This window comes from Acinetobacter towneri, assembly GCF_001758345.1.
GTDB lineage: Bacteria > Pseudomonadota > Gammaproteobacteria > Pseudomonadales > Moraxellaceae > Acinetobacter > Acinetobacter towneri_A.
On the sequence record NZ_MKQS01000005.1, the window covers coordinates 1 to 17,034 of the forward strand.

Below are 17,034 nucleotides of genomic sequence, written 5' to 3' on the forward strand. Positions count from 1 at the left end.
TTTTAAATTTGGTACTCGACGGGATTTATTGATCAGTGCGTCAATATCACCAGACTTCACTAACTCTTGATAGCGATAAAATGTATCTCTTGAAACACCCATCACTTTGCATGCTCTGGATACATTCTGAAGCTCTTCAGCTAAATTGAGCAGACCTACTTTGTGTTTAATGATTTGATTGTTAGTATGCAACATAAGAAAGTTACCTTTGTTTGATTAAGATTTCGACACCTTTATCAAAACGGGTAACTTTCTCTTTTTCAAGAAGAATGTACGATCAAGTCTGAACTAATACAGTTCAAACAAGTGGGACCACCTCTGACTATAGTTTCTGACTATTATCCTCATCTTAGTAAAGCCGAAGCATTGAGAAAGGCGAATAATCAAGAATTCCCTTTCTCTGTATTTAAAATAGATCAGAGTAAACGTGCACCATTTCTAGTACACGTAAAAGATTTAGCAGATATTTTAGACAAAAAGTATTCAGAAGCTTCTAAAGACTATGCTACGTTTCATCGATGAGGCGTAGCACCTCTTCAAATTGAATAACATCTCTTCTTGCCTTCACTGATACATATCGCTGTAAACTACTCCAAGAATCATGCAAACTTACTTTCTGAATTTCGGGAATAGTCATGCTCTGCTCAGCTAATCGAGTACAGCCTTCATGCCTCAAGTCATGAAATCGTAAATCTTCAATCCCCAACATTTTACAAGCTTCTCTAAACTCTTTGCCTAAACTTTTAGGGTTTAACGGTAATAGTAAATTTTCATCATGTCCAAGTTTTAACATCCGTTCTCGAACTTCTGAATGCTTTAATCTTTTGATCAGTTCCTTACAAGGATCAAGTACATCAAATGACTTATGATTACCTTTAGAACCATTAGGATTTTTTAAATCATGCACTTTCCACGTTGAATGATGTGGGTCATAATCTCGAAGATACAATCGTGTTAATTCAGCTTCACGTCTGCATGAGAAAATTGCAAACCACATAATCAAATGCATTGGGTATTTAGAGCCATAACGATTTAGCTTCCATCGTTCTGCAAAATACTTCGTCAATGCAATCAATTCATCTCTCGAAGGCAGTCGGTCTCTTTTTTGACTGGAGGATATTTGACGTGTTTTTCTTAACTGAGCAGTAGCCTTATCAAAGCTATTTAAATCAATATCCATTTCCCACATAACAGCAGCATGAGAAAGAACACCTCTGATATGTAAAAGCTCATGTTGCAGTGTACTAGTCGCAATAGGTTCAAGATCGAGGTACGGAATTCCACCCTTCCTTAAAGCCACATGCTCGGCCAAATGTACTGATTTTATTTTTGTGATAATATTGCGCGCAATTGGTAGCTTCTTAATTAAGAGCAGAGAATAGCGTTTCGTCCTTCCGTACTCGCTCCCGACTTCATCCAAATATTTATCTATGGCATCTGATAAGGTCAGATCAATCAACTTTTCTTTGCCAAGCAAAATATCAGGATTTTCTTGAATTTCGACTTCTCGTTTCTTAATCCAGTTTTCAGCTAATTTCTTTGAGTGAAATGTTTTACTTTCAGAAAAAGCAGGAAAGCCCTTTCGAGTGATTCGAATCGCAGCACGATAGTTAACTTTACCATCTGCACCTTTCCTTGCTGTAATTGAACCCATAATTTACACCAAAAGCTATTTTTTCTATTATGGTGTAAAATTTGGTGTAAATACAAACGGATTCACCCACCTAAACACAGGTTCAAACAAATTCTCGCAGGTTGCAGAATATAGATTAAAGGTATGATTTTTAATGACTATTAACAAAAACATTGAAAACACTCAATCTCCGAGAATCAGCGTAGCCCCGATGATGGATTGGACTACCCGTGATTACCGTTTTTTTGCACGTTTATTTAACCCCAATATCATTCTGTATACCGAAATGGTGACCACAGGCGCGATTTTATTTGGTGATGCTAAGCGTCATTTAGATTACAGTAAGGAAGAACATCCTATTGTCTTGCAGCTTGGTGGTTCAAATCCAAAAGACCTTGCGACCTGCAGCAAAATGGCACAAGACTGGGGTTATGATGAAATCAACTTGAACGTTGGCTGCCCAAGTGATCGAGTACAAAACAATAAAATTGGCGCGTGTTTAATGGCAGAGCCAGACTTGGTGGCAGAATGTATTGCCGCCATGCGTCAAGCTGTTGATATTCCTGTAACCGTAAAACATCGAATCGGGATTGACGACATGCACTCTTATGCAGAGATGCTCCATTTTGTGGATTCCGTGGCTCAAACAGGTTGCAACAACTTTATCGTGCATGCCCGAATTGCCTTATTACAAGGTTTATCACCTAAAGAAAACCGTGAAGTACCACCGCTGCGTTATGAAGATGTGTATCGTCTAAAACAAGACCGCCCTGAATTGTTAATTGAAATTAATGGTGGAATTAAAACGTTTGCCGAAACCCAACAACACCTCAAGCATGTCGATGGGGTAATGATTGGTCGCGAAGCCTATCACAACCCTTATTTACTGGCAGAGCTTGGACAATTATGGGGATTAGAATTGCCTGATCGTTTTGAAATTATGCAGCGCATGTTGCCGTATATTGAACAACGTCTACAACAAGGTGCACCACTTTCTGTCATCACCCGCCATATTTTAGGTTTATTCCAAAACCTGCCTGGGGCACGTAAATGGCGTCAAGCACTAAGTGGCGGCAATGCCAAAACATTTGCCGATGTAGAGCAAGCACTGGTGAATATTCAAGCAGCAATGCAACGTACAGAAGACTATTTAAAAGAGCAGCAGCTACAACGACCTAATGAGTAAACTCATTGGAGATAAGAAAAATCAAAGAGAATTTTTCTAAGCCATGCCTTGCATGGCTTTGATTTATGAATTTTTAGCTTGTAAAGCATCTAACTTTTTTAGCACTTCTGCCACCGCCACCATCGCAAAACTGGAGGTAACCACGACTGACGAACCATAACCGCCACAGCGCAAGCCTGCACTAGGGCAAACATTTGCACTGGAAAATGGATTGTCGATAGAGTACACACAAGTAATCCCAAACTTTTCTTTTGGTTTTTTACAAATACCTTTGCTGCGTAATTGAGCACGTAATTTTGCCAACATCGGGTCTTGTTCAGTTTTAGATAAATCTGCCACTCGAATTTTCAGCGGATCTAGCTTGCCACCTGCACCACCCGACACAATCAAAGGAATCTTGTTAAAACGGCAATGCAGCATTAAAGCCAGTTTGGCTTTTACATCATCAATGCAATCTAAAATCAAATCTGGTGCCGTCGCCAATAAGACTTTGACATTGTCTGGACTGAGGTAATCATCGACCAAATTAATTTTGATACGTGGATTAATAGAACGACAACGTTCTGCCATGACATCAATTTTTTCACATCCCAAAGTTGAACTCATGGCAGGTAATTGACGGTTAATATTAGATGCAGCGACCACATCCATATCCACCAGTGTCAGCTCGCCTATACCTGTACGTGCCAATGCCTCAACAGCCCAAGAGCCGACACCGCCAATTCCAATCACCATGACATGACTTTGGGCATAATGCTGAAAAGCACTGTCGCCATAAATTTTGGCCACACCTGCAAAACGGCGTTCATATTCATCATCTTGAAGAAGGTCTGTCATGCTGCAATCTAATCTAATTTCAAATTGTGGGCATTTTACTGCGTTTCGCAGACTTCGTGTTGTTTCATCTAGAGTTTCGGCAAGTCTAATACTTGAACACTATTCTGCCAAAGCTGTGCGGCTAAAGTCTGCGGTGCAATTTCTAAACAATCCGCTAAACCTTCAAGCACATAAATTAGATTCGCAGGGGTATTACGGGTGCGTGATTGGGCATCCGTCTGACAACATAAAGGCGTCATATCGGGGCAGTCGGTTTCCAAAACCAAATGTTTAGCACCAATTTCCTGCACAACACGGCGCAGTTTTTTTGCATTCGGATTGGTAATCTGACCTGTCACACCAATTTTAAAACCCAATTTGATCAGTGTTTTGGCTTCTTGCACCCCACCACTAAAAGCATGTGCGATGCCACCAAACTGAAATTGTTGCTGTTTGAGTATTTTTAAGGTTTCGGCATGAGCCTTACGAATATGTAGCAGTACAGGTTTATGTTGCTGACGAGCGATTTCCAATTGCGCGGCAAAAAAATCTTGCTGCTTTTGAAACGCTTCGGGCTGTTTATGTTCAGCTAAAAAAGTATCTAAGCCAATTTCGCCCACAGCGACACAATGCTGTTGTTGCAAAAACTGCTCTAAATCTTGTAGATGTTGGCTTTGATGCTGTTCAATATAAAAAGGATGCAAGCCTGGTGCAAGATGACTTTGTGGCACCTGCTCAAGTTGATTTAAAAACTGTTGTGTGGCGATTAAATCCTGAAAACGGGATTGTACAAAGCCAATCAGCACCAAATGTTCTACGCCTGCTGCATTCGCCGCATACGCCAATTGCTCCCGATCTGAGTCAAAATCAGGTACATCAAAATGGGTATGCGTATCAAACAGCGCAATGCTCATATTAAGATTTCGCTTTGGTTGTTGCCGTTGTAGCACTGGCTTCGGCAGGTTGTGCTGATGCTTCAGAGGCTGCTTCTGTTTCAGGCAAATATGCAGCTTTTAAAATTCCCTGTAGTTCTGCATACGGAATGGTTAAACGCGGCAAACCAACAACATAAGGACCAATTTCATATTCTGCATATTGCAAAATTAATCCTTGTTGACCCAAATAGTAATTTTCCGATAGCTTAAATTTCCACGCTTGCTCATATTCTTCCACATTGGTAGAAAGTTCAGATGCAATGACCCATTGTTTAAACGCTTCATAAGCTTTACGCTCTAATTGTGGGCGCTGCTTCTCTAACAAAATGTCATTTAACAATACTAATTTTTTCTTCTCTAAATCAAAATTATAGTATTGCTGTGCCGATGCACCATGTGCTCCGCCCAAATAACTACTGCTATTTAGTACTACTGTTGCCAAAGGCTGATCTGCATTTAAAATTTTAGGCTTAATCATCAAACTGATTTTATGATTTGAGCTTAAAGCTTTCAGTTCCTGATCAAGTGCCAAAAAGCTTTGCACATAAGGCACAGTTTGTTTTTCTAATTTTTGCGCCAAAGTTTCCACTTGTGCAATGGCTGCGATAGTAGGGTTACTGGCAGGTGTATCTGCAGCACTAGCTGCTGTATTTTCACTGGCTGCATGGTCAATTGCAGCAGCTTCAGAAGCCGCCTGCTGTGGTGCAATTTCTAAAATTTGTGCCAATTCTTGAATAATTTTCTGATCAATAAAATGGTCGATAAAGGCCTGATTGCTATTCAAACGTTCAATTGAGATTTCAGGGCAGTTTTTTCCATCACATTTAGGCAACGATAAATTCAGTTTTTCAATATCGCCGACCAGTTTTAGGCTTTGCTGTTCTGTCTGCGTTTGCTTAGCCTCGACCGCTTCAGGTTCTGTTTTCTTTGGCTGACATGCAGTGATCCCTAAAGTTGTAATTAAAATACTAATCGCCAAAATACTTCTATTTTTCAACATGGATACAACCTTGATTTCATCAATTTTTGCTTATCATCGTACTCATCTACTAAAACATAGATGGATAGATCTCTGCTTTTAAAACTTGTTGTGTTTGTGCTTTGCTTAGGTAAATGTCTAACTGCGTGCCATTTTTGACAATTTCATGGGTGCGGTAATGCAATCCTAAACCCTGATCATCAAAAAACCAATCTGCCTGCCCCCAGTATAATTTGGCAGGTGCTACTTTTTTCACGTCACTGCTTTGTGTTTTGAGCCAATCCTGATAGGCCTGCTGTACAAAAGTATTCATACGGGTTTGTTGTTTGGCATCAATCACATCTAAAACAGACAAGGCTTTTTGCTGCTTCCGATCTGCGACAAAGAAATAATAGCGTTCTTTGACCTGGGTGTCTTCCTGTTTGCTATCCACCCCGACTTGCAACAAGACATATTGATTGCGTTGATATGCTATACGGGTATATATCGCTAGTTCATAAGCTTTGTTTTGATCTAATTGCGCCTGCCAAGCATCGGATTTTTTCACATAGGCATCTACGGCTTGCTGCAAACTCATGTTTTGTTTTAAGCCGATTTGGTCTTGAATCACCATAGCCTGATTTTTAGCAATCCAACTGTTGAGCCATGCGTCTTGGGTATTTAAAGTTTGCACCTCTAATTCAATACAATTTTTATTTTCACAAAAAGGCAAGGCAATATCTGCCGCCTGTTGTTTGATATTTAAATAAGGTAAAACTTCAGCCTGATCTTTCTTAAAAATAGAGGTTTGCTCATCTGCATTTTTATTTTGTTGAGATGAGTCACAGGCGCTAAGCAAAAACATCCCGCTTAAAATTGCACCTAGATAAACCATTTTTAGCTGCATGATTTCCCCAATTCATTTATTTAAATGAATTTTAACTTTTATCACCCATAATAAAACAGCTTCGTGATGAAGCTGTTTTATTTTTGAAAGCTTGAACTTAGTGCTCACGCGTATTTCTAAACTCAATATCAGGATAACGCTCTTGCATTAACTGTAAATTCACGCGGCTTGGTGCGAGATAAGTTAAGTGGCCACCCCCATCGACAGACAATTGGTCGTGGGCTTTTTTCTTAAACTCGTTAAATTTTTTCTCATCAGCACAAGACACCCAACGCACAGTATTGATGCTGACAGGCTCATACATACAATCAACCTTATATTCTTCTTTCAGGCGATAGGCGACTACTTCAAACTGCAGCACACCCACAGCACCTACGATTAAATCATTGCTGTTTTGTGGCATAAAGACTTGCGTTGCACCTTCTTCTGAAAGCTCCTTAAGACCTTTTTGCAGCTGTTTGGACTTCAATGGGTCTTTCAAACGCACACGACGAAACATTTCAGGTGCGAAGTGAGGAATACCTGTAAATTGTAGCTTCTCACCCGAAGTGAATGTATCGCCAATTTGAATAGTGCCGTGGTTATGCAAACCAATAATATCGCCTGGCCAAGCTTCTTCTAAATGTTGGCGGTCACCTGCCAAGAAAGTTAAAGCATCACTAATACGCACATCTTTATCAATGCGTACATGTTTCATTTTCATGCCTTTTTCATACTTCCCTGAACAAATTCGCATGAATGCAATACGGTCACGGTGTTTCGGATCCATATTGGCCTGAATCTTAAATACAAATCCACTAAAGCCTTCTTCATCGGCTTCTACAACACGCTCTTGAGTTGGATGTGCTTTTGGTGGCGGCGCATATTCACTAAAAGCATTCAGTACATGATCTACACCGAAGTTACCCAAAGCAGTACCAAATAATACAGGGGTTTGACGACCTGCCAAGAATTCTTCACGGTCTAATGGCTCATTCGCCATTTGTACCAATTCAAGTGACTCTTCAAATGCTGCCCATGCCAATTCACCGACTTTTTCACGTAAGTCTGCATGGTTATAGCCATCACGTACTTCTATCTCGGGAATGATTGAACCGAAGCCTGATTTATACACATAAAATTTTTCTTCGATGAGGTTAAACACCCCTGCGAAATCACGGCCTGTACCCATTGGCCAAGTAATTGGCACGCACTTAATTTTGAGGACATTTTCAATTTCATCCAACAACTCTAGTGGCTCACGAATTTCCCGGTCCATTTTATTAACAAATGAAATGATAGGTGTGTCACGCATACGACACACGTCCATTAATTTAATGGTACGGTCTTCGACMCCTTTCGCACCATCAATCMCCATCAGTGCGGAATCTACCGCCGTTAAAGTACGGTAAGTATCTTCAGAGAAGTCTTCATGCCCCGGGGTGTCGAGTAGGTTAATCATTTTGTCTTTATATGGGAATTGCATCACCGAAGTCGTAATGGAAATACCACGTTCTTTTTCCATTTCCATCCAGTCAGATGTAGCACCACGATCAGACTTACGGCTTTTCACCATCCCTGCAACCTGAATAGCCTGTCCCCATAACAGCAGTTTTTCTGTCATAGTGGTTTTACCAGCATCAGGGTGGGAAATAATCGCGAAAGTACGTCGCTGTGCGACCTGCGCCGCTAACTCATCTTTAAAACTCATGCAAGACACCTACTGCAGAACCGCAGTGTATAAGATCAAAATAATCAATATGAAAAATTGGCGTAATTGTAGCAGATTTAAATCAATTTTATTGATTGTTGATATGTTCTAATTTATGCACAATTGAAAGTATTGTTATCTTTTTAATCTATATCTTTGCTTCGGACTTTTCGGCTTATCAGGAATGGTACGTTTAATCAGACCAGCTTCTAATGCAGGATTTTACTAATTCTTTTGGAACGTTGCTCGATGAGTTAATCCGACCAATTGCATCAACTCAGCGAAAGTACTGTCTCCTTGCTTCATTGCTGAAATTAACCTTTGAACTTGATCGCTCACTTGAACGGTAGCATGATTGCTAACTTAAGCCGAATGTTTAAACAACTCTTCTAAACGCTCAACATCCATAGGCAAGCCTAATAAATAACCCTGTAATTGCTGACAGCCTAAACGGGTTAAAATTTCTGCTTGCAATGGTCTTTCCACCCCTTCAGCAGTCACAGTTAAACCTAGTTTAATCGCCAATTGAATAATACTTTCTAAAATTAATTCTTCTTTACTGTCCGAACACAAATCTAAAATAAAAGCACGGTCAATTTTCAACTCATCGACTGGCAATTTTTTCAAATATAAGAAGCTCGAATGTCCTGTACCAAAATCATCAATCGCCAATTGAATCCCCATTTGACGCAAACGCTCAAAACTACGAATACTCGATTCAATATGATGCATTGCCGTGCTTTCAGTCACTTCAATCATCAGGTGTTGGGGTTGAATCTCATAGCGTTTAAACAAGTTTTCTAAAGTCGAAAATAAATGCTTATGTTCAAACTGCACTGCCGATAAATTCACAGCCACAGGGAATAACGGTGCGCCCGATCTTTCCCAAATTTGAATTTGTTTAAAGGCTTCTTCTAGCGTCCAATAGCCAATTTGAATAATCAACCCCGTCTTTTCAGCCCCTTTAATAAACATATTTGGTGTAAGTAAACCATGCACGGGATGATACCAACGAATTAAAGCTTCTACGCCACAAACTTTATGGTCAGTGGCTTTAAACTTTGGCTGATAGAACAGCTTCAATTGTTGTTGTTCAGCTGCTTTATATAAATCATTAATCAACTTACTTTGGCTTTTGGTCTCAAGTAACTCTAGATCATAATTAAAGACTGAACTGGTGTTACGCCCCTGATATTTAGAGGTCAGCATCGCCGCATCGGCATTCATTAAAATATCTTGCAAATTGGTGCCATGCTCTGGATACATCGCTATGCCAATACTGCCTGAGATATTAATGACCTTATCCTCAATTATGAAACTTTGCTGAATCAATTCCAATATTTTTTCAGAAATAACGGTGGCTTCGGCAATATCGGTATGTTCTATCACTAAAAGAAATTCATCGTCACCAATTCTTATTAACTGGGTATTTTCACCTAAGTGGGATTGCACTCGTTTAGACAACTGAATCAGCAATTGATCGCCAACATGGTGCCCAAATACATCATTCACCGCTTTAAAGCGGTCTAAGTCGATATATAAAAACGCAATTTTAGTATTTTTTTGCCTATGCTCAGAAAAAAGCAATTGTGCATATTCAGCTAAATATAAACGGTTGGGCAATTTGGTCAGATTATCTTTGAGTGCCTGATCGGCTAATTCTCGATTAGCCAAAGACAATTGTTTGCTTTTTTCTTCTAAGCGCAGCTCCAGCAGAGATACGCCCACCGCAGCAGCAAAAATCAGACTGGTCACTAAAATAACCACCAACAGGGCTGGTTCTTGCTCGATCTGGAAATGACTTGATTGAGGCAAATCGGCTGTAGAGTAAAAATGCAGTGCTTCCATGCCTATATAGTGCATGGCAACAATGCTCAGACTCATGAGCACCGCGATGAAAATTTTATATTGTGCCTGACGCTCCATTCTGCACTTGGAGCGAAACATAAACCAAAAGGTAAGTATTGCTCCACCAATCGCTACTAATACAGATAGCAAAACAATCGTGGGATCATAATAACTACGGTAACCTTCTACCTGAATTCCCATCATGCCCGTATAGTGCATGCCTGAAATGCCCAACCCCATCAAAATGCCGCTAAGGATCAAACGCGCCACAGGCAAGGTCGATTGTGTGGTCAGCCAAACCGCACACGTAGAGGCGATAAATGCAATAACAAAAGACAGGGTCGAAAAGCTAAGATCAAACTGATACGGCGCAGGTAATTGGCAGGCTAACATGCCCACAAAGTGCATACTCCACACTGCCGCACCTAGCAGCAAACCACTCATGATTAATGCTATTTTTTTTAGTTGTTGTTGTACATTTTGAAAGAGCATTTGCTCAACAGACACTGCAAAATAACAGGCCAATACTGAGATTGCTACCGAGCCAATTACCAAGCTTAGATCATAATGTACATGCATTATTAGATGTGTCCATCTCTGTCATATTTTATTGTTTTTTGGTTACTCAATCTCACACTCTCTTATAAATAATAACTAAAAAGCAACCTGAACGGCGGATTGATCTAGCAAAGACCGCATTGATTTTAGAATCTAATACTATTCTGCTTTGGTCAATAGTCAAATAAATAATATATCGTCATGAAATAATGGCAATTTAAAACTGCGTATAGCTGTCTAACTCAAAACTATAAGCAGTTTGCCATTTTACTTTTAGCTTGAGGATAAAAAACCAGCAACTTTTAGTTGCTGGTTCTATTTTATTAAGATTGTAGCATTTTTTTATGGTTGATTCGGCTCAGATACACCTTTTTGTAACATGGCATAATCTTGCAACACCTGCGCTGCTTCAATCACAAAAGCTTCTTCCTCAGGCAAGGCAGGACGTTGTGCCGCCTTCATTTTGGCACGCGCTTCTGCCAAAGCATCAATGGATGCCTGATAGCTCTCCCAATTGGCAAATGGTTTCAAACCTGTTGCCTGACGGCGTTTGTTTTCCGCAGTCAGTGTTTGTTGTTCCAAAGCCAGCAACTCTGCTCTGCGTTGTTCAATATCTAACACAATGCTTTTGCGATCTTCAGTTTGTTTGGCAATTTGCTTACGTTGTTCCAAATATTGAAATTGCGGATCAAGCGTGACACGTTGCTGTGACAATTGACCCAACTTGGTGATGTACGGCTGTACTGAACCTTCACGCTTAAATGGCGCAGTTGGAATGGTATCCCACTTCAAGGCATTTTTAGCTTTACGCTCACCAAACTCCTCATTGTAAATATCCACCAGTTTAATATCTGGAATCACACCTTTGTTTTGGGTACTTCCACCTGTAATACGGTAGAACTTACGTTGAGTTAAGGTCGCCTGCCCATAAGCTAAGGTGTCGAGWTGTACCTGCGCTGTACCTTTACCTGTGGTGGTGCTACCAATCACAATCCCGCGCTGATAGTCCTGAATTGCAGCAGAGTAAATTTCACTGGCCGAAGCAGAAGCAAGGTTAATCATCACTGCCAATGGGCCTGCATAAGTCTGTGCACCACCATCGTCATCTTCAAATACGCTCACGTTGCCATTGCCATCACGAATTTGCACCACAGGGCCTGATTTGATTACTTGCCCAAGCATACGTGCCACTTCTTCCAATGAACCGCCAGGGTTGTTACGTAAATCAATAATAATCCCTGCGACATTTTTGGCCGCCAAACTTTTCAGGGCATTGTTGGTATCTTCCGACACCGAGCGATATTCATTACCTGCACGACGCGCACGGTAATTCAAATAAAACGATGGAATTTCAATCACACCATAGGTATAAGTTTGACCATCACGTTTGATGTCAATCGTTCGTGAGCGAACTCCCGCATCTTCTTCCTGAATCACATCACGCACAATGGTCACATTACGCGCCTGATTCATCGCCGCACCCGCACCCAACAAACGCACAGTGACTTTGGTGCCACGTTTACCGCGAATCAGCCCCACAATTTCATTGCTCGGCCAACCCACAACATCCACCATTTTTTCGCCATCTTGCGCCACACCAATAATGCGGTCACCCGATTTCACCTGCCCTGTTTTACTGGCAGGGCCACCTTCAACAATGGTTTCAATTTTGGTGTAGTCTTCATTGCCTCGTTCAGGACGAATCGATACCCCAATCCCCTCAAGCTGCAAAGTCGTTTGACGATTCAGCTCCATCGCATCGACAGGTGGGAAATAATTGCTGTGCGGATCATAAGTCAGCATCATCGCATTCAAAGTTTTATCCAGCACATCATCGCTCTTTAAACGATCCATACGCTCTAACTGGCGGGTATAACGCTTAGTTAGAGTCTGAACTGGAGTCAAATCTTCTGGACTTGCCAAATCCTGACCATTGGTCAATTCAGGGTTGTCTTTAATGGCTTTTTGTTTTGCCAATTCTTCTTCTTTGCTAATGGTCAGATTAATGAGCTGCGACACCAGCATTTTTTGCCAATGTGTACGCATTTCTGCTTCAGTATTAAAGAACGGTGCTTTTTCACGATCTGTTTCAATCGTGACATTTGGCTGTTTTAAATTTTGTGGTTTTTTCAGCTCTGCCAACATGAAATGATAAAACTGTTTTAAGCGTTCACGATACTGGGCATGAATTTGATACGGCCCCGCCAAGTTGCCTGCTTTTAAAGAAGCACCAAAAGTTGAGGCATATTGTTTGCGGTATTGCTCAACTTCTTTAGCCAAAAACAAAGTATGATCAGGGTCTAAACTGTCGATATAAAAATCAAAAATGCGCTGCGACGTCGCGGCATCTAAACGCTGATTTAAATAATGCTGACGATCGACCAAAGTCGCCAATTGACGCGAAACCAAAGCTTGTTCCTGCGTCGGCACAATACTGTTAGCAACAACAGCAGTATTATTGGCTGCAATTGCCTCGTTAATGGCGTGAGAAAAGAAAAAACCGCCAGTTGCTATTGCAACCGCACAAGCGATGGTTTGAAGTTTCATAAAAATATTTACGTCCTTGGTTTTTGACCAATCTCTGCTTTTCACAATGAATTGAGCAGATTCAAAATCTTATACAACTTAATTTGGGTCTGTCGTGTAGTTTTATCATAATCTGTGCTGTCAAAATGTAGCAAATCATTGCAGAATTCAGGTATTGTTTTTTTAATTGATAAAAATCGAATACGGACACCCAATATGATTGGCGCATTGATGCTCGACATCGCTGGCACAGAACTTACTCAAGAAGATATTGAACTATTAAGCGCTCCGCAAGTCGGTGGAGTTATTTTATTTGCCCGAAATATCCAATCTCCTGCGCAAGTACGCGCCCTGACTGATCACATGCGTCAGGTGCGCCCTGATATTTTAATTGCAGTCGATCAGGAAGGCGGACGCGTACAACGCTTAAAACAAGGTTTTACCCTATTGCCTGCTATGGGTAGATTTGGCGAGTTATACCAAAACGAACCTGAACGTGCCTTAGATTTAGCCGAAGAATGTGGCTGGTTGATGGCCACCGAAGTATTAGCCGTAGGCATTGATTTTAGTTTTGCACCTGTTTTAGATCTAAATGGTGTCAGTGATGTGATTGGAGATCGTGCTTTTGCTACGTGTCCTACCAATATTATTGCTTTGGCAGAGGCTTTTTTACGTGGAATGCATCGTGCGGGAATGGCAACGACAGGCAAGCACTTTCCTGGACACGGCTCAGTTAAAGCTGACTCTCACGTTGCTGCTGCAATAGATTCACGTTCTTTTGCTGAAATTCAGCAACAGGATATGCAAACCTTTATCCAACTGCAAAATCAACTGGATGCCCTCATGCCTGCACATGTTATTTATGATCAGGTCGACCCGAACCCTGCAGGTTTTTCTGAATTTTGGCTACAGCAAGTGCTTCGCAAAGATTTGGGCTATGATGGTGTACTCTTTTCGGACGATTTAAGCATGCAGGCGGCTTGTGTAGCAGGCGATGCCGATGCGCGTATTCAAGCCGCTTTGCTCGCAGGATGTGACATGGGGCTGGTCTGCAACAACCGTGCAGCACAACGATTGGCTTTAAGTGCGATTGCCGATTTACCCTTGCCGAATCAGGCACGTTTAGAACGCATGCGCGGTAAAATCCCTAAACTTAATGCGGAGTTTAAGATTACTGAAGTTTTGGATTTAGGCGATGAATGGCGAAGCGTCCGTGATCGTATCTTGGCATTTAAAGAACAAAGTGCCGCGCTACTCGCAGCGCAAACCAGTCACGACCCGACCAATTATTCAAGTGCCACTAAAAACGCTGCAACTTGAGATCACCATAAACTAACCACACGCCTTCACTTTTTCAACAGCATTTATACGACAAAGGAACACGACAGCGTGTTCCTTTTTGATTATGATGAATTTATTCTATTTTAAGTATATGCCTGACACCGCAGCTTGAGTGTCAAAGCATGCCTAAAAAGACAACGACCACCATACAAACAATTAAGGTCTATACGAAAATGACAAAAACATTGCTGAACAGCAAAATCACGACAGAAAAAAGGACTGAAATGCACAACTCAGATGCCAAGCCAACTCACTCAGACACGACTGCATTGTCCAAACATCGGCATATTTCTTTTACCGCACATTATACGGGGTACATCTGGTATCAAATGGGGATTTCACATCCTGTATTTGCGACCCGAAAAGGCAAGTTTTTAGCCACATTGGTACATCCTTTAGAAAACTGGGCAGAACGGCACGTGGGCGGCAGTATGCGCAGCACCCTCAAACAACGTCATCAAATGATTGATGCTCACTTAACCGCACTAATTCAACAACATCCGCAATTACAAGTGCTCGAAATTGCTTCAGGACTGTCACCACGTAGCTGGAATTTTCGACAAAAATATCCTGAACTGAATTACCGTGAATTGGATTTGCCCGATATGGCGCAAATTAAAACCCAAGCGTTACGAGAAATTGACCACGATGCACCCGCAGTGCTCACCGCCGATATTTTTAGTGACTCCTTTCAACAAGTCTTTGAATATTTTGACCACTCGCAGCCCTTAGTAATTATTAGCGAAGGTTTAATTAACTATTTTACCAAAGACATGTTAAAACAGCTGTTAAATGGCATGTGTAACTACACCCAAGACTTTCCAGAACTGCATTATTTAACTGACATTTACCCTGAACCCGTCAAGAACAAGCTCGCCAGCTTTATTTGGAACTGCAGCCGTTTATTGAAATTGATGTCACGCAGTGCTTTCACTTTCCACTTTCAAACTCCGCAGGAATTAACTCATTTTTTTCAAAGCGCAGGTTTTGAGCAAGTGCAGCTACAACAACCACAACTGTATTTTTCAAATACCTCTTTAGAAAAAACAACGACAGAACATTTAGGCGATTTAGTTTGGATGATTCATGCCTCCAAAAAAAATAGCGTGGTTTAACACGCTATTTTGATTCTATTTACTGTGAAAAATTTCAAAATCACCCAACTATTGCTCCGACTCATAACAGGCGTATTGCAAATTTTGCGCAGCCACTTTTTGACGTTCCACATAACGCACCAAACGCTCTGCCACCTCAAAACTACCATGCTTAAATAATGCACGTAGTTGTTGCCCATCGCTTTCAAAAATTAAGCATTCAATGCTAAAACTACCTTCTTCATCCTGTAACTCTATGGCCAGATCTCGTTCATACTGTGCTGCTTGTGCCGCCAACGCTAGATTTTCAAAATTAAGCAATACACCAAAGAAGTTTAAATCCACAATGTTTGTAGCAATCTTCAAATCAGAATGACGATATTGCAAATGGCATTGCGGATTTTGCACCCGAATACGCGCCTCACCACGACGTTCCATCGTCAACAACTGCGCACGTGTCAGAGGAATGATGCCATCTAAGTCCTGAATAGATTCATCGCTTAAAAAGGTCGCAAACAAATTCATGGTTTCTTTACGGCGCTGTAGTTGCGGCACATGATCTGCATTGGCAATCATGGCAAACTCCATATTCGGGCACTGTAAAGCGAAATTGGCATTTTCATGCGGTAAGGTAAAACTGTCATATTGCCCACACGCCACCAGAACCTTACATTGTGGAATAGGCACATTAGTTAAACGCAATAAACGGTTGCAGTTCACATCGTAGCGATCTTGCTCTGTGGCGGTAAAGTCGACCATTTGTCGGTAAAACAAACGCTTTGCAGTCGGAGACATGCGCGTTTGTTCCATTTTGGCATGATTGACCAAGTACAAAATCACCGCCTGACCAAACTCATCCATGCGCTGCTCTTTCATTAAATGCAGCGATTCTTCAAGCAACATGCGCCAACTTTTACGGGTCTTTTGCATAACCCCCATTAAAATCATGCGGTCAATCAATTCAGGACGCTGATCTGCCAGACACGATGCCACCACCGAACCCAATGACATGCCCATGACGGACACTTTATCTAAGCCGACAATCTCTAGCCAGTCACCCAACATCTGACCTAAGTCGTGCAGTTCCAACTTTCCTGCCGACTCACCTGTTTCCACATTGGTCATTTGCTGATTGGCGCCCATAGATGGCATATCAATTAAAATAATTGGCCCAGCACGAAAGAGCTGTTCCACACAATATTTATATGAATTAAAGTTTTGGAATGCACCGCCAATAATCACAATTGGGGTTAAATGTGCGGTTTCTGGCTGAGCAATTGCCATGTATTCCACTTTCCAACCATTGATCCAAGTGGTACGAGCGGGTTGTTTAAAGCTGTGCTTATCGTAAATATCAAAAAAACAGACATGCGAACTTGCGTCCTGTACATCCGTGTCCATCTGGATCATGGAATTCATATTCCTTACCTCCATGCGCATTTTATTTTTATTGTGCAAGTGTTCGTAATTGAACGATTACCCACTTATCTGAATTAAAGTGGCATCCTGCTTATTGTTGTAAATGACATCAATGTCGTTATC

14 protein-coding genes and 1 pseudogene are annotated in these 17,034 nt (G+C 41.3%); 4 read left to right on the top strand and 11 right to left on the bottom strand.

Features of this window, described 5'->3' with window-relative positions; all coding sequences use genetic code 11:
* The coding region (locus tag BJN41_RS03165) for a helix-turn-helix domain-containing protein (protein WP_034683890.1) at window positions 1-195 on the bottom strand (195 nt) is incomplete at its 3' end.
* An 81-nt stretch (window positions 196-276) separates the two neighbouring features.
* Between BJN41_RS03165 and BJN41_RS14615 the strand changes: the two genes are divergently transcribed.
* Entirely contained in the window at window positions 277-522 is a 246-nt protein-coding gene (locus BJN41_RS14615; protein ID WP_074964447.1) for a pyocin activator PrtN family protein, read from the top strand.
* On the opposite strand, the gene xerC is transcribed toward BJN41_RS14615, so the two are convergent.
* Window positions 506-1,654 carry a tyrosine recombinase XerC gene (xerC, locus tag BJN41_RS03170; RefSeq protein WP_034681950.1) on the bottom strand — a complete coding sequence of 383 codons (1,149 nt, stop codon included), beginning with the start codon at window positions 1,652-1,654 and terminating at the stop codon, window positions 506-508. The genes BJN41_RS14615 and xerC overlap by 17 nt on opposite strands.
* Window positions 1,655-1,787: 133 nt before the next feature.
* Between xerC and dusA the strand changes: the two genes are divergently transcribed.
* Window positions 1,788-2,819, top strand: a complete 1,032-nt coding sequence (dusA, locus tag BJN41_RS03175; RefSeq protein WP_070153198.1) for a tRNA dihydrouridine(20/20a) synthase DusA — start codon at window positions 1,788-1,790, stop codon at window positions 2,817-2,819.
* Window positions 2,820-2,882: 63 nt separating this feature from the next.
* On the opposite strand, the gene BJN41_RS03180 is transcribed toward dusA, so the two are convergent.
* The 8 genes and pseudogenes from BJN41_RS03180 to BJN41_RS03210 all read right to left on the bottom strand — a co-directional run bounded on the left by BJN41_RS03180 (window position 2,883) and on the right by BJN41_RS03210 (window position 13,078).
* Entirely contained in the window at window positions 2,883-3,656 is a 774-nt protein-coding gene (locus BJN41_RS03180; protein WP_070153201.1) for a ThiF family adenylyltransferase, read from the bottom strand.
* A 68-nt stretch (window positions 3,657-3,724) separates the two neighbouring features.
* Window positions 3,725-4,549, bottom strand: coding sequence for a TatD family hydrolase (locus tag BJN41_RS03185; RefSeq protein WP_019838413.1), 825 nt, complete (start codon window positions 4,547-4,549; stop codon window positions 3,725-3,727).
* Between the two features lies 1 nt (window position 4,550).
* Window positions 4,551-5,570: an RsiV family protein gene (locus tag BJN41_RS03190; protein WP_070153205.1), complete on the bottom strand. Its 1,020-nt coding sequence runs from the start codon at window positions 5,568-5,570 to the stop codon at window positions 4,551-4,553.
* Window positions 5,571-5,619: 49 nt separating this feature from the next.
* On the bottom strand, window positions 5,620-6,435 hold the full coding sequence (locus tag BJN41_RS03195) for a hypothetical protein (protein ID WP_070153208.1): 816 nt from the start codon (window positions 6,433-6,435) through the stop codon (window positions 5,620-5,622).
* A 97-nt stretch (window positions 6,436-6,532) separates the two neighbouring features.
* On the bottom strand, window positions 6,533-8,125 hold the full coding sequence (locus BJN41_RS03200; RefSeq protein ID WP_070153211.1) for a peptide chain release factor 3: 1,593 nt from the start codon (window positions 8,123-8,125) through the stop codon (window positions 6,533-6,535).
* A 135-nt stretch (window positions 8,126-8,260) separates the two neighbouring features.
* Window positions 8,261-8,464: pseudogene (locus BJN41_RS15810) on the bottom strand (Fic family protein).
* A gap of 24 nt (window positions 8,465-8,488) precedes the next feature.
* Window positions 8,489-10,555 carry a putative bifunctional diguanylate cyclase/phosphodiesterase gene (locus BJN41_RS03205; RefSeq protein ID WP_026438067.1) on the bottom strand — a complete coding sequence of 689 codons (2,067 nt, stop codon included), beginning with the start codon at window positions 10,553-10,555 and terminating at the stop codon, window positions 8,489-8,491.
* Window positions 10,556-10,873: 318 nt separating this feature from the next.
* Entirely contained in the window at window positions 10,874-13,078 is a 2,205-nt protein-coding gene (locus BJN41_RS03210; protein WP_070153214.1) for a carboxy terminal-processing peptidase, read from the bottom strand.
* Between the two features lie 195 nt (window positions 13,079-13,273).
* Here BJN41_RS03210 and nagZ point away from each other — a divergent pair, with 195 nt between their 5' ends.
* Together nagZ and BJN41_RS03220 are read left to right on the top strand one after the other, a co-directional pair.
* Entirely contained in the window at window positions 13,274-14,377 is a 1,104-nt protein-coding gene (gene nagZ, locus BJN41_RS03215) for a beta-N-acetylhexosaminidase (protein WP_070153217.1), read from the top strand.
* A gap of 245 nt (window positions 14,378-14,622) precedes the next feature.
* Window positions 14,623-15,513, top strand: coding sequence for a class I SAM-dependent methyltransferase (locus BJN41_RS03220; RefSeq protein ID WP_070153787.1), 891 nt, complete (start codon window positions 14,623-14,625; stop codon window positions 15,511-15,513).
* 48 nt (window positions 15,514-15,561) lie between these two features.
* On the opposite strand, the gene BJN41_RS03225 is transcribed toward BJN41_RS03220, so the two are convergent.
* Window positions 15,562-16,911: an alpha/beta fold hydrolase gene (locus BJN41_RS03225; protein WP_070153220.1), complete on the bottom strand. Its 1,350-nt coding sequence runs from the start codon at window positions 16,909-16,911 to the stop codon at window positions 15,562-15,564.
* Window positions 16,912-17,034 lie beyond the last annotated feature (123 nt).